At 32.7% G+C, this 13,104-nt stretch carries 15 protein-coding genes; all 15 read right to left on the reverse strand.

Annotation, left to right across the window (positions count from 1 at the left end; genetic code table 11):
- Positions 1 to 113 precede the first annotated feature (113 nt).
- A complete protein-coding gene (locus ACUSRV_RS01005) occupies positions 114 to 1,487 on the reverse strand; it encodes an APC family permease (RefSeq protein ID WP_490140044.1) in 1,374 nt (457 codons plus the stop codon).
- 299 nt (positions 1,488 to 1,786) lie between these two features.
- Entirely contained in the window at positions 1,787 to 3,121 is a 1,335-nt protein-coding gene (locus ACUSRV_RS01010) for an APC family permease (RefSeq protein ID WP_490140045.1), read from the reverse strand.
- A gap of 435 nt (positions 3,122 to 3,556) precedes the next feature.
- Positions 3,557 to 4,024, reverse strand: coding sequence for a nucleoside deaminase (locus tag ACUSRV_RS01015; RefSeq protein ID WP_490140046.1), 468 nt, complete (start codon positions 4,022 to 4,024; stop codon positions 3,557 to 3,559).
- A gap of 102 nt (positions 4,025 to 4,126) precedes the next feature.
- Positions 4,127 to 5,941 (reverse strand): adenine deaminase, encoded by a 1,815-nt coding sequence (gene ade, locus ACUSRV_RS01020; RefSeq protein ID WP_490140047.1) that lies wholly within the window; start codon positions 5,939 to 5,941, stop codon positions 4,127 to 4,129.
- A gap of 2 nt (positions 5,942 to 5,943) precedes the next feature.
- A complete protein-coding gene (locus ACUSRV_RS01025; protein ID WP_490140048.1) occupies positions 5,944 to 6,216 on the reverse strand; it encodes a EutN/CcmL family microcompartment protein in 273 nt (90 codons plus the stop codon).
- A 12-nt stretch (positions 6,217 to 6,228) separates the two neighbouring features.
- On the reverse strand, positions 6,229 to 6,618 hold the full coding sequence (locus ACUSRV_RS01030) for a hypothetical protein (protein WP_490140049.1): 390 nt from the start codon (positions 6,616 to 6,618) through the stop codon (positions 6,229 to 6,231).
- Between the two features lie 21 nt (positions 6,619 to 6,639).
- Complete coding sequence (locus ACUSRV_RS01035) at positions 6,640 to 6,918, reverse strand: BMC domain-containing protein (protein WP_490140413.1); 279 nt, start codon at positions 6,916 to 6,918, stop codon at positions 6,640 to 6,642.
- 1 nt (position 6,919) lies between these two features.
- Positions 6,920 to 7,276: a BMC domain-containing protein gene (locus ACUSRV_RS01040; RefSeq protein ID WP_490140050.1), complete on the reverse strand. Its 357-nt coding sequence runs from the start codon at positions 7,274 to 7,276 to the stop codon at positions 6,920 to 6,922.
- A gap of 11 nt (positions 7,277 to 7,287) precedes the next feature.
- Positions 7,288 to 7,596, reverse strand: a complete 309-nt coding sequence (locus ACUSRV_RS01045) for a hypothetical protein (protein ID WP_490140051.1) — start codon at positions 7,594 to 7,596, stop codon at positions 7,288 to 7,290.
- A 20-nt stretch (positions 7,597 to 7,616) separates the two neighbouring features.
- Positions 7,617 to 7,880 carry a BMC domain-containing protein gene (locus ACUSRV_RS01050; RefSeq protein ID WP_490140052.1) on the reverse strand — a complete coding sequence of 88 codons (264 nt, stop codon included), beginning with the start codon at positions 7,878 to 7,880 and terminating at the stop codon, positions 7,617 to 7,619.
- Between the two features lie 14 nt (positions 7,881 to 7,894).
- A complete protein-coding gene (locus ACUSRV_RS01055) occupies positions 7,895 to 9,241 on the reverse strand; it encodes a UbiD family decarboxylase (protein WP_490140053.1) in 1,347 nt (448 codons plus the stop codon).
- A 5-nt stretch (positions 9,242 to 9,246) separates the two neighbouring features.
- A complete protein-coding gene (locus ACUSRV_RS01060) occupies positions 9,247 to 9,801 on the reverse strand; it encodes a UbiX family flavin prenyltransferase (RefSeq protein ID WP_490140054.1) in 555 nt (184 codons plus the stop codon).
- Between the two features lie 81 nt (positions 9,802 to 9,882).
- Positions 9,883 to 10,494 (reverse strand): cysteine hydrolase family protein, encoded by a 612-nt coding sequence (locus tag ACUSRV_RS01065; RefSeq protein ID WP_490140055.1) that lies wholly within the window; start codon positions 10,492 to 10,494, stop codon positions 9,883 to 9,885.
- 22 nt (positions 10,495 to 10,516) lie between these two features.
- Complete coding sequence (locus tag ACUSRV_RS01070; RefSeq protein WP_490140056.1) at positions 10,517 to 12,064, reverse strand: dihydroorotase; 1,548 nt, start codon at positions 12,062 to 12,064, stop codon at positions 10,517 to 10,519.
- A 22-nt stretch (positions 12,065 to 12,086) separates the two neighbouring features.
- Positions 12,087 to 13,031, reverse strand: coding sequence for a glutamate formimidoyltransferase (ftcD, locus tag ACUSRV_RS01075; RefSeq protein ID WP_490140057.1), 945 nt, complete (start codon positions 13,029 to 13,031; stop codon positions 12,087 to 12,089).
- Positions 13,032 to 13,104: the final 73 nt, after the last annotated feature.

A 13,104-nucleotide genomic window follows, 5' to 3' on the forward strand; every position in this document is an offset into this window, starting at 1 on the left:
AGAAGCTTATTAGTACAAAGCTTCTTCTTTTATTATATCATTTTATATAATATTAGTCACTTAGCACACTTACAAAAGAGCGTTGGTATATACCAATGCTCTTAGTTTATGTATTAAGCATTTTTCTTTTTCATATATGAGTAAATCGGTAATCCTAAGAATGTTATAAGTAATCCTAATATAGCATTTTTAGGTTGAGTTATTAATGTATTTACAACTACATACAACCCACCTATTATAGCTACTATTGGAACCATTGGGTATAATGGTATTTTGTATGGTCTTACTAAGTTTGGTTGATCTTTTCTTAACTTCATAACACCAAAGAAAGTCATTATAAAGAATAACCATATTACGAATACTGTTAAATCTGTTAAAAAGTCAAACTTTCCTGATAAAGCATATACTGAAGCTAATATAGCCATAAACCAAGTAGCATTAGCAGGAACTAAATTATTATTTAATTTAGAGAACCAATTACTTCCTGGTAACATTTTTTCACTAGCTAAAGTATATGGCATTCTTGCTCCTGTTAATATGAATCCATTTAACGCTCCAAATACTGAAATTAATATACCTACAGCTATTAATTTCCCACCAATTTCTCCAAATATAGCAGTAGCAACAGCAGCAGCTGGAGTTTGTGTCATCATTAATTCATTAGCAGGCATAACCCATAAATAAGCTATGTTTATAACTAAATATATTGCCATAACCAACGATAAACCACCAACTATAGCTTTTGGCAAATCTTTGCCTGGGTTTTTCATTTCTCCAGCTATAGCACCAACGTTCATCCAACCTTCAAATGCAAATAATACAGCGATTAAGGCTTGCCCTAAGGCCGTTCCTATAGTTACGCCTTCTCCCACCATCGGAGACATTACAGGGTTGCCTTCACCTTTTATGAATCCAAATATTATTATTAAAACAAGAGGTATTAATTTACCTGCAGTAGCTAATGTTTGTATAGAACCACCCGTTTTCGAACCTAATGTATTTAAGAATGATAATAGGACTATAGCTGCTATAGCTATTCCTACTTTTGCAGTCATATTATCTACACCTAACCCCAATAATCCAGATACTTGAGTGCCGAATATAACTGCTAGTGCAGCAACCATTCCTGGGAAATATAAAACAGTCTGCATCCAACCAGTTAAGAATCCCCACTTTTCTCCGTATATTTCTTTTAAATATACCATCATCCCGCCAGTTTTTGGTATTGCTGCAGATACTTCAGCTGCAGTAAGTCCAGCAGCTATTGTTATGATTCCACCAACTATCCAAGCTAATATCCCTACTCCTGGTGCTCCAGCTGTAGCATTGTAAATAGCATAAGGTTTAAAGAATACCCCTGAACCTATAACCATCCCTACAACAGTAGATATAGCAGTCGCAAAACCCAATGTCTTTTTTAATTCTTGAGTACCTGTTTTTGCACTTAATTGCTCTTTTAATCCTAAAGTATTTGTTCTCGTGCTCATTTAGTAGTCCCCCTGTTAATTATATAAGTATAATTACGAATATACAGTTATGTTTTCTTATACCTCCCCCTGTTAGAAAACGTTATCCATATATGTATTTTGATTTTATCACGATAATATTTAATCTGCAATATTAATTTTCACAATATTTGTTATTTACCGAATATTGAATGTTTATGTTAAATAAATACCAAACTATCGAGAATATACAAATAGACTCAGTACTGCTGAGTCAAAATTTGCATAGAAATTTTATACAAAAAGAGCCTTGGTATACACCAAGGCTCTTAATTTAAATATTAAGCATTTTTCTTTTTCATATATGAGTAAACAGGTAATCCTAAGAATGTTATAACTAATCCTGCTATAGCATTTGTAGGTTGAGACATTAATGTATTTACAACTACATAAGTTCCACCTATTATAGCTATTGCTGGAGTTATTGGATATAGAGGTATTTTATATGGTCTTACTAAGTTTGGTTGATCTTTTCTTAATTTCATAACACCAACGAAAGTCATTATATAGAATATCCATATTATGAATACTGTTAAATCTGTTAATAAATCAAACTTTCCTGTTAAAGCATATACTGAAGATAATATAGCTATGAACCAAGTAGCATTTGCTGGAGATCCACCTTCATTTACTTTAGATAACCAGTTGCTTCCTGGTAACATTTTCTCAGTAGCTAAAGTGTAAGGAGATCTTGGTCCTGTTAATAAATATCCATTTAATGCACCAAATACTGATACTAATATACCTACAGCTATTATCTTACCACCAACTGGTCCAAATATAGCTGTTGCAACAGCCGCAGCTGGAGTTTCTGTCAACATTAATTGATCTGCTGGCATAACCCATAAATAAGCTAAGTTTATAAGTATATATACTGCCATAACTAATGATAAACCACCTATTATAGCTTTTGGTAAATCTTTACCTGGGTTTTTCATTTCACCAGCTATAGCACCAACATTCATCCATCCATCATAAGCAAATAACGTAGCTATTAATGCTTGTCCTAATGCTGAACCCATACTTACGCTTTCTCCAATTATTGGAGACATTATAGGGTTACCATTACCTTTAACAAATCCAAATATTATTATTAAAGCAAGCGGTATTAATTTACCTGCAGTAGCTACTGTTTGTATAGTACCACCCATCTTTGAACCTAATGTATTTAAGAATGCTATTAGAAGTATAGTTATTATAGCTACTCCTATTTTTAAACTCATATTATTTGTATCTAATCCTAATAATGTAACTACTTGAGTTGCAAATATAACTGCTAGTGCCGCAGTTGTTCCAGGGAAGAATAAAGCTGTTTGCATCCAGCCAGTTAAGAATCCCCATTTTTCTCCGTATATTTCTTTTAAATAAGTCATCATACCGCCAGTTTTTGGTATTGCTGCTGATACTTCAGCTGCAGTAAGACCTCCAGCTATTGTTATAATTCCACCTATTACCCAAGCTATCATTCCTAATCCTGGTGCTCCGCCTGTAGCATTGTACATAGCGTAAGGCTTAAAGAATACTCCAGAACCTATAACCATACCTACAACTGTAGATAAAGCAGCGGCAAAACCTAATGTCTTTTGTAAGCCTTGTGTGCTTGTTTTTGTGCTCATGTCAAGTCCTCCTCTTGTGATTATTTTAATTATGATTGCACGTATAAGATGTATATCTTTATACATATTATCCTAGGAAACGTTGTCTTTCGACATATTTTGATTTTATCATGTTATTATATAATCTGCAATAGTGTTTTTATTTAAAACAACACTTATTTTTGATATTAATTAATTCGCCCAATTGTCTGAAAATACACACTTTTGTATGGATGTTATTATTTTAACTTTTAATTACAATATAACATTATATTTCTCTATATTCTTACTAAAAAACCTTTTCTTCGACATATTTTGATTTTATCACGCAGTTGTTTACCCTGCAATAACAATTTAATTTCTCAAAACATTAGGTTTATTGATAATTAAATTACAATATTAGAAATAAAATATAAAAATAAAGGCTGTAATAATAACAGCCTTTATTTTTATATTTTAGTATGGTATTTTGTCGTCTTTTACTGACCACTCTTTGAAGGCGTCTAAACATTCTGCTCTTAATAATTCTTCTAACTCTATTGGATTAGTTTCTGTTTCACCTTTTATATAATCATATATAAACTTATCTGCAAAGCCTATATTTTCAGTATCTTGTGCTGTACATCCATAATAAACCTTTTTTATTCCAGCCCACATTATAGCTGATAAACACATAGGGCATGGTTCTGCTGAAGTATATAATTCACAATCACTTAAGTCAAATCTTCCTAATTTTTTAGTAGCTGCTCTTATTGCGTTTACTTCACCATGTGCAGTTGGATCATTGTCTCTTAATACAGTATTATGAACCAATGATATTATTTCCCCATCTTTAACTATAAGTGCCCCAAATGGCCCTCCATCTCCAGCTTTAACACCAGCTATAGCTTCCTCGATACACATTCTCATGTACTCTTTATTCATACTACTACCCCCTAAATTATTAAAATAAAACTCGCTACGCTCATGTCCCCAACGATTAGATGGGACCTTGCTCAAGTTTAGCAATAGGATATACAAACTTACTTAATCTATTACAGGTTCTAATATTGTAAAATTATTAACATCTATCAATCCCATATCTGTTATTTTCCACTTTGGACTTGTAGATAATGCTAAGAATGATAAATGCATAAATGGTGCATGTATAGTACATCCTAAGTCAGCTCTTGTTATTTTTTCCAAAGAAGCTATTTTCTCACTTACTTCTTGACCTGTAAGTTCATCTGTTATAAGTCCACCTACAGGAAGGGCCATTTCATCTAGTACTCTACCATTATTTACTACACAAAGTCCTCCACCCATTTCTATAACTCTATTTACTGCAATAACCATATCTTTAATGTTGGTTCCCACAACAATTATATTATGTGTGTCATGGGCTACACTTTCTGCAAATGCTCCTTTTTTGAGTCCAAAACCTTTTACAAAAGCCTTCCCTATATTGTTGTTTCTTCCATATCTTTCAATACAAGCTATATATAATAAATCCTTTTGAGTATCTGCTTCTACTATTCCTCTACTTACCTTAGCATCTTCTTCTATACATCCAGTTAAGTTTTGATCTGGTATAGCTTCTATACATCTTACTCTTACTCTAGATTTATCGCTTCTTATTTCTAGATCTGATTCTTTTAATAAATTTCTTTTTACTGAATTCTTAACACTATTTGGATATGTATATTTAGGAAGGTCAACTAAAAGTTTGCCTTTAGCTGCAACTAATTTCCCTTCTATAAATACACCTTCTACAATCATATTCTCTAAATCATTTATTATAGCTATATCTGCCATTTTAGATGGAGATAAAACCCCTCTATCTTCAAGGCCAAAATAAGTTGCAGGATTTATTGTAACCATTTGGATAGCTTCAACTGGACTTACACCCTGTTTTATAGTTCTTTTTACTATTTCATTCATATGACCTAATTTTTCTAAGTCCTCAGCAACCATATCATCAGTTGCTAGTATACATCTTCTTGAATCAAGTCCCTCTTCTGTCACGGCTCTTATACATTCAGCCATATTCTTTTGAGTAGAACCTTCTCTCATGAATACATATACCCCTTGTCTTAACTTTTCTACACACTCTTCTTTTGTAGTTGTTTCGTGACAAGAGCATTTTCCACCAGTACAAACTATATGTGCTGCAAGTTCTTTTCCAAACAGTTCCGGTGCATTACCATCAACTACTTTTCCTATACTCTTTGCATACATTGTTGATGCTAAAAGATCAGTTATAACTTCTGGAGTATTTCTATATACATGCTTTGCATTACTGAACCCTTGAAGTTCTCCTATACCTATTATGTTTTTGTAATTTAAAAGGTCTTCCATATCCTTTGATGTTACATCTACTCCTGCTGTTTCTAAGCTTGGGCAGTCAGGTGTAAGAGCTGGAACTACAAATCTAACATGATTTGGAACATGATTTGCTTCATCAGCCATAGCCTTCATTCCAATAGGACCTAATGCATTACCTATTTCATGAGGATCTGCAATAAGTGTAGTAGTTCCCGATGGTATAGATAGTCTTGAAAATTCTGTAACTGTAAGCATACTACTTTCAAAATGCATATGTGAATCTATGAACCCTGGAGATAAATATTTTCCTCTTACATCTATAACTACAGTATCCTCATCAATAAGAGATTCACTATCACCAACTAACAATATGTATTTACCTTTTATAGCAATATCTGCAGTATATATTTCCTTAGTTATTACGTTTATTACATTTCCACCGTAAAGTACAACATCTGCAAAATTCTTACCACTCATAAGTACATCTATAAGTTCTCTATATTCCATAGCTTGTTTTATGCTTTTTACATTTAACAAATTTATTCCTCCCAAACATCTATATTATCAACTATACCTACTATAGCTGCATCTATAGATGATTCTCTTTTTCTTGCTGCGTTTCTTGCAGCAGTTCCCTCAGTATAAATTATCAACTCTCCTATGCCTGCTCCAACAGTATCAACAGTAATAAGTGGTTCTCCTTTTGCTTCTTTCTTAATTGTAAGTGGCTGTGTAATCATAAGTTTACATCCTACTAATGTATCATCTTTTCTTGTCGCTACTACCGTACCAATAACTCTGCCTATATTCATAAAATATCGCCCCTAATACTTAATTATTTTTATCCCTAACTTTTTTGCTGTATCTTTGGCCAAAGGAGTAATAATTGTATTTTTATCTATAACAAGTTCTTTTGTATTTAACTTTGATAAGTCATTTTGAGTTATAACTTTTTTAGGTAAGTTCTCTGGAGCTTCATTATTTATATCTTGAACTTTGTTATTTTGAATTGTATTTTCTACTACACCTTTATCTTGTAGATATTTTAAAACTTCATTTATTTGATCATTATTAACTGGAATTACTATAAGTGACTGGTTATTTGATATGTTAACTGGTTTTATAGAAGTTGTATGATTTGTGTTATTATTTTTACTTAGAATTTTATTAGATATATTGTTTAATATGTTTTTAGTTAGATTGTGTTTGTTCATATCTAACATCTACTTTCTTTATTAATCTCTTTTTAACATTACTCTTTCAACTTCTGAGTGTGGTCTTGGTATTACATGAACTGAGTGAAGTTCTCCTACTGCTCTTGCTGCTTCTGCTCCTGCATCTGTTGCAGCCTTTACCGCTCCTACATCTCCACTTACCATAACAGTAACTAATCCAAACCCTATTTTGTCATATCCTAGTAAAGTTACGTTGGCAGACTTTACCATTGCATCAGCTGCTTCAACAGCTCCTACTAACCCCTTAGTTTCTATCATTCCTAATGCTTGACCCATAATATTATTCCTCCCCTTTATCTTCTTTTTGTTGTTTTTTTGCTTCTTTTCTTTCTTTATTTTCTTTTAAGTTTTTTTCAAATTCCTTTATTAAAAAATCTATTTCTTCATGCGGTCTTGGTATAACACGACTTGCTACTACTCTTCCAACTCTATTTCCTGCAGCTACACCAGCTTCTACTGCTGCATTTACTGCTGCTACTTCTCCTGCTATGTGAATAGCTACACTAACTGACTTTTCAACACCTATTACTTTGTCATATCCTACCAAAGTAATATCTGCAGCTTTACTTGCAGAATCTAGTGCTGCTATTGCTGTAGTTAGTCCTATAGCTTCTATAATACCTAGGGCTGATCTCATGTTATTCCCCCTTATTTAATTAAATCTTCTAAGCGAACCATAGCTTTAGATTTATTTGTATTTTTCTTTGGAATTTCTTTACTTATATTATTATTTTTTGTAATTAAATTTTCTAAAGAGTTCATCAAAGGCTTCTTTGATTCAATTGCCTTTATGCCTTGTTTTATATTTTTATTTAATATACCTTTTAAGAGTTCTTCTTCATTTTTATTTATATTATCAACTTTTATTAAGTTACTTTCATAAGCTTTAAAACTTTTATCCTTAACTACTTTCTTTGATATATTACTCATTATTACCGTAGCTAGTGGATTAGCCATTTATTTCACCACCATTTAGCTTATAATATTTTACTTACTTCATCGTGAGGTCTTGCTATTACATTTGTTGAAATTATTTCAGCAAGTTTTCCCGCAGCGCAGGTCCCATTGTCTACTGCTGCCTGTACTGCTGCTACATCACCTGTTACTATAGCTGCTACAATTCCTGAACCAACTAATTCTATATCAACAAGTTTTACATCAGCTGATTTAACCATGGTGTCCGCAGCTTGTATAGCAGCTATCATACTTTTAACTTCTATCATGCCGATTGCTTGTTTCATAAATTATTCCCACCTTAAAAATATTTTTCTATATCGATATCCTCATATCCAGGAACAATAGCCCTTTCGAACAATTCACTTTTTTCTCCTATTGGTTTTGTAGCATCTATCCCCATTTTATCAGTTAGCCCCTTATATACATGTGAGGCTTCAAGTCCAGATCCTAATGCATTAGGTATTATAACTACATCTTGTGATGCTTGAACACGAGATGCTAATGCAAATTCTAAATCCTTATAATTATATATGTCTACATCATCATCTACTATGACAACATGTTTTACATCCTTGCTACTTCCAAGAGTAGATATTATAGCACTCTTGCCATCGCCCTCATTTTTCTTGTTTATTGATACTATTGCATGTAATCTACAACCTCCACCAACTGTTACATTAACATCTTTTACATCTACTATCCCAGTTAATGAGCTATATATTTCTACTTCTCTTATAAGTCCATTTGCCAAATGTTCTTCTCTACATGGAAATGCATGTTGAAATATTGGATTATCTCTATGCATTATAGTTTTTACTTCCATTATAGGATTTGGAGCTATTTCTCCATAATATCCCATAAGTTCACCAAAAGGTCCTTCTATTTCCCTTTTGTTAGGTATTAATTCACCTTCTAATACAATCTCACAGTATGCTGGTACTTCTATATCAACACTGTGACATTTTACTAACTCTAGTGGTTCACCTTTTAGAGCACTATATACTTTGTATTTATCAAGTCCATACTTAGATGAACTTATTTGAGAAGCTATTAAATACTCTGCATCATAACCTAAAACTACTGCGCATTCTAGAGGTTTATTTCTTTCTTCACACTTTCTAAATGCCTCTTTTAAATGTGGAGATGCTCCGGATATTAATGCACTTATAATGTTTTTATCATTTATTTGAAATCTTCTAACAGCCATATGAGTATCCCCTGTCTCAGGGTCTTTCACTATAAGCATACCTGCTGTTATAAAGCTTGATGAGTCATTTTCATGTGATGTAGGAATTGGAAACATTCTTTGTATATCTATATTTCTAGTTATTATATTTTCTTTTATAGGACCATTCTCTACAATCTTTACTGGTTTTGGATTGGCTATAGCATACATAAATTCAAATATACGATTATCTTTATTTAATCCCATCAAATCATAAAATATTTGTCTATTGCCATAGATTCCGCCTACAACTGGCATATCATATCCTTTTATATTTTTAAAATTTATAGGCACTTCATTATCAAAATGTTTTAATATAGCACCTAATTCAAATTTTATATCTACCTTTTTATCGCAAGTTTTCAAATAATTTAGTTTATCTAATTTTTTTAGAGTAGATCTTAGCATTTGAGTTTCCATAAATCTTACTCTCCCCATCTATTTAATAAATTGTGTTCTATACCTATTTGATCTAGTGCTCTTCCAACTATAGAAGTCACTATATCAGATAAATCTTGAGGATGATGATAAAAAGCAGGTGATGGTGGCATTATAGTTACCCCTAAGTTTGAAAGTTTTAACATATTCTCTAAGTGTATAGAATTAAGTGGTGTTTCTCTTGGTAATAATATTAATTTTCTTTTTTCCTTTATAACCACATCTGCCGCTCTTGTAAGTAAACTATCTGATAGACCCATTGATATTGAGGCTAAAGTCTTCATAGAACAAGGAACTATAATCATCCCATCCGTTTTAAAAGAACCACTAGCTATGGATGCAGCTAGATTATGATTTTCATGATAATATGTAGCCATCTTTTTTAATTCTTCTAAAGTTACACCGCACTCATGGTTTACAACATACTCACCCATATTCGATACTACTAGGTGTGTTTCTATATTCATATCTTGTAGAGCTTTTAAAAGAGCAAGTGCATAAATAGCTCCACTCCCACCTGATACGCCTACTATAATCTTCATAGTTCTCTTCCCCTTTTATAGTAACTGCCTCCCAGAGGAGGCAGTCTTCTATATTATATTCCTTTTGTATAAAGTCAAGTATTACTCTACCTTATTTTGAGTGTCTCCACCGCCAACCCATGGATCAAGTCCTTTTTCCCATGCATCTATATATTCATCTATAGTCATAACTTTAGTAAATATGCTTAAATCTCTTAAACCAGATTCATGCATTTCATCATTTTTAGAATGAACTCCATCACTTAAAGTTATAACTTTATATGCATTGTATAACGCATCTGATGCAGTACTTCTTACACATACATTAGTCCAAACACCAGTTACTACTACCGTATCTAGATTTTCTTCTCTTAAATATAAATCTAAATCAGTATGTGCAAACGCACTGTGTCTTCTCTTAGGAATTGTATATTCTTCACCTTCTGGATAAAGTTCTTGTATAAAGTCAGATCCCCAAGTACCTTTAACTGCATGTCTTGGTCTAACTCTAAAGTCAGCATCATTTTTTCTATGAGCCTCTTGTACGTGTATTAATTGTATATCATCAAGTCCTTGTGCATTTCTTTCTCTTACCCACTTAAATAACTTTTGTAAGTTTGGAATTATTTCTTCTCCTCCTGGACATCTTAATTGAGCTTTTTCTCCTATAAAATCATTTAACATATCTATAACAACGATTCCATGTCTTGCCATTTTATATTTCCCCCTTGTATTTTTAATATTTTATAGTTTTATCTAATTTCATTATTTGTTGTCTTTTTACAAAGTTACCAAATCCAGGCTTAACCATTATTCCTTTTATATTTTTAACATGATCAAGTATTACTTCTGGATGTTGTTTTCTATAGCTTACCTTATATTCATTACTTTCTAAGTCTTCTGGATTATTAAATACAACGTCATAATTGTCTAATTTCCCAAGTATTCCAGTTTCTTCGTCCTGGTATACTAAATTTCCACGAACTATAGTTTTAGCTATTTTCCCTTTTAATTCCATTCCTTCAAGTGGAGTATATCCACACATAGAAACCATAGTTTCTCTTTTTATAGTCCATTCTTTATCTAAATCTATTATTGTAAAGTCTGCATCTGAACCTATGTTTAAAGCACCTTTCTTTGGATATAATCCGTAGTGCTTAGCAGCATTAGTTGATAATACATCTACTAATTTGCTTAAAGATATTCTGCCTTTGTTGTATCCTTCACTTACAACTACTGGTACCATAGTTTCAACACCAGGTATACCTGGGAATGCAGTCCATATATTCATACCTTCTTTAGCTTTTTCGCTTTCTATTTCATATGGAGCATGATCAGTAGCTACAAAGTCTATGCTTCCGTTGTTTATTCCTTCCCAGTGAAGTTCATTATCTTTTTTAGTTCTAAGGGGTGGTGCTATTTTTGCACATGCTCCGTGCTTAGTCATAGCGTCTTGATAATTTAATGTTAAGTAGTGAGGGCAAGATTCACTAGTTACATCTAAACCTCTTTTCTTTGCGTCTCCAACTAATTTAGCCCCTATTCCAGTACTCATATGAACTATATGTAATCTAGCTCCACTTGCTTCAGCAAAGCTTATACCTAATTCTATTGCTACCTTTTCAGCAAGTTCCATTCTTGCTTCAGCCCAAGCTGGACCATCAAGTCTTCCTTCTTCTCTAAACTTATTTACGTAGAAATCACACATTGCGAAGTTTTCTGCATGTATTCCTACCGGAAGTCCAGTTTCTGAAACAGCTTTAAAAGCTTCATACATTTCAGGGTCCGTAACTCTTGGGAAAGTTGGAACTGATGGAGTCATATATGCTTTAAATGCTACTACTCCATAATCTGCTTGTTCTTGTACGTTATGTAGCCAACCATTTCTTACATCTTCACCAGTAACTCCACCCCACATAGCATAATCAACTACTGCTTGTGGTCCACATAGTGAAAGCTTAGTTTCTAATTGTTCGATACTTCTTACTGAAGGAACTGAACAACATGGCATATCTATTATAGTAGTAACCCCGCCAGTTGCTGCTGCAGCTGTTCCTGTTAGGAAATTTTCTCTGTGTGGGAATCCTTGATACATAAAGTGAGTATGAGAATCTATACAGCCGGGAAGTGTTAAGTTCGCCTCTGCGTCTATTATTTTTTTTGCCTCAACACCTTCTATACAATCTAAAAATCCTGCTATTTTTTCATCTTTAACTAATATATTTGTAAGTACTGTGTCATCACCTTGAGGTATCCTTGCATTTTTAACTATTACATCATACATATTTTTACACCCCTTATCTTTATTAAATATCCATTAAATGAGTTTCTAATATTTGGCTTTTTCTAAATCCTTCTAATCTAAAGAAGTATTCAAATGAATCTATTATATAATCTAACTTTATTGGTCCTACTAATTCTGTTCCAGTAACAGGTACCCCGTATCTTTCTGCTTCCCTTTTTACAAATTCAAATGCTCTATACATAGGTGTTTTTGAACAATCCAGCAAGTTCATTGAAACTACTACTCCTTGTCTTTCTGGGAATCGTATTCCTACCGCTCTAACTGTGCTAAATCCACCACTCGGTCCTCTAAGACCTTTAGCTATGTTCTTAGCTATATCTAAGTTTTCAGTTCCTAAAAATATATTATAAGCTGTTAACCCTTCAGCTTCTGCACTAACTATAGTAGCTCCAGCAGTTTCACTTAATAATCCATCTACACTTAAATCTGGTTTTCTGCTACAATATTCTTCACTTCTTAATTGATCGTCTTTAGTTTCTTTTAATAAATCTCTTAATCCTTCGTATTGACCTTTTCTTATATAAGCTAAAGCCTTTCTTTCTTCATTTCTTGCATTTTCTGCTGCAAAGAATACTGGTACTTGTGTTTTTTTATGTAATTCCTCACCTATTTCCTTAGCTAAACTAACACATTCTTCTACAGTTATGTCTTTAAATGGGAATAGTGGTATAGTATCTTGTGATCCTATTCTTGGATGTGTACCCTTTTGTTCTCTCATATCTATAAGTTCTATAGCTTTAGCAGCCATATTCACTACAGCTTCCTTCAAAGGATTTGGCTCTCCTATTAAAGTTACAACAGTTCTGTTAAAGTCATGCTCTGGTTCATAGCTTACTAACTTTACACCTTCAAAATCTCTCACTTCATTTACAATTTCCTCTATTATCTCAGTTCTTCTTCCTTCACTGAAGTTTGGTACAGCTAATATGTATTGTTTTTTTGACATTTTAATAACCTCCTAATCTTTTTGTACTTTTTTATGTAAATATGTAAAATAATTAGTCAGAAAACCTTTATGA

The sequence above is a fragment of the Sporacetigenium sp. TC11 genome, assembly GCF_058146105.1.

Coding starts and splice junctions, on each gene's coding strand:
- ACUSRV_RS01030 (WP_490140049.1), bottom strand. CDS start 6,618: ATGAACAAACACAATCTAACTAAAAACATATTAAACAATATATCTAAT.
- ACUSRV_RS01060 (WP_490140054.1), bottom strand. CDS start 9,801: ATGAAGATTATAGTAGGCGTATCAGGTGGGAGTGGAGCTATTTATGCA.
- ACUSRV_RS01065 (WP_490140055.1), bottom strand. CDS start 10,494: ATGGCAAGACATGGAATCGTTGTTATAGATATGTTAAATGATTTTATA.
- ACUSRV_RS01010 (WP_490140045.1), bottom strand. CDS start 3,121: ATGAGCACAAAAACAAGCACACAAGGCTTACAAAAGACATTAGGTTTT.
- ACUSRV_RS01070 (WP_490140056.1), bottom strand. CDS start 12,064: ATGTATGATGTAATAGTTAAAAATGCAAGGATACCTCAAGGTGATGAC.
- ACUSRV_RS01040 (WP_490140050.1), bottom strand. CDS start 7,276: ATGAGATCAGCCCTAGGTATTATAGAAGCTATAGGACTAACTACAGCA.
- ACUSRV_RS01025 (WP_490140048.1), bottom strand. CDS start 6,216: ATGAATATAGGCAGAGTTATTGGTACGGTAGTAGCGACAAGAAAAGAT.
- ACUSRV_RS01045 (WP_490140051.1), bottom strand. CDS start 7,596: ATGGCTAATCCACTAGCTACGGTAATAATGAGTAATATATCAAAGAAA.
- ACUSRV_RS01005 (WP_490140044.1), bottom strand. CDS start 1,487: ATGAGCACGAGAACAAATACTTTAGGATTAAAAGAGCAATTAAGTGCA.
- ACUSRV_RS01015 (WP_490140046.1), bottom strand. CDS start 4,024: ATGAATAAAGAGTACATGAGAATGTGTATCGAGGAAGCTATAGCTGGT.
- ACUSRV_RS01050 (WP_490140052.1), bottom strand. CDS start 7,880: ATGAAACAAGCAATCGGCATGATAGAAGTTAAAAGTATGATAGCTGCT.
- ACUSRV_RS01055 (WP_490140053.1), bottom strand. CDS start 9,241: ATGGAAACTCAAATGCTAAGATCTACTCTAAAAAAATTAGATAAACTA.
- ftcD (WP_490140057.1), bottom strand. CDS start 13,031: ATGTCAAAAAAACAATACATATTAGCTGTACCAAACTTCAGTGAAGGA.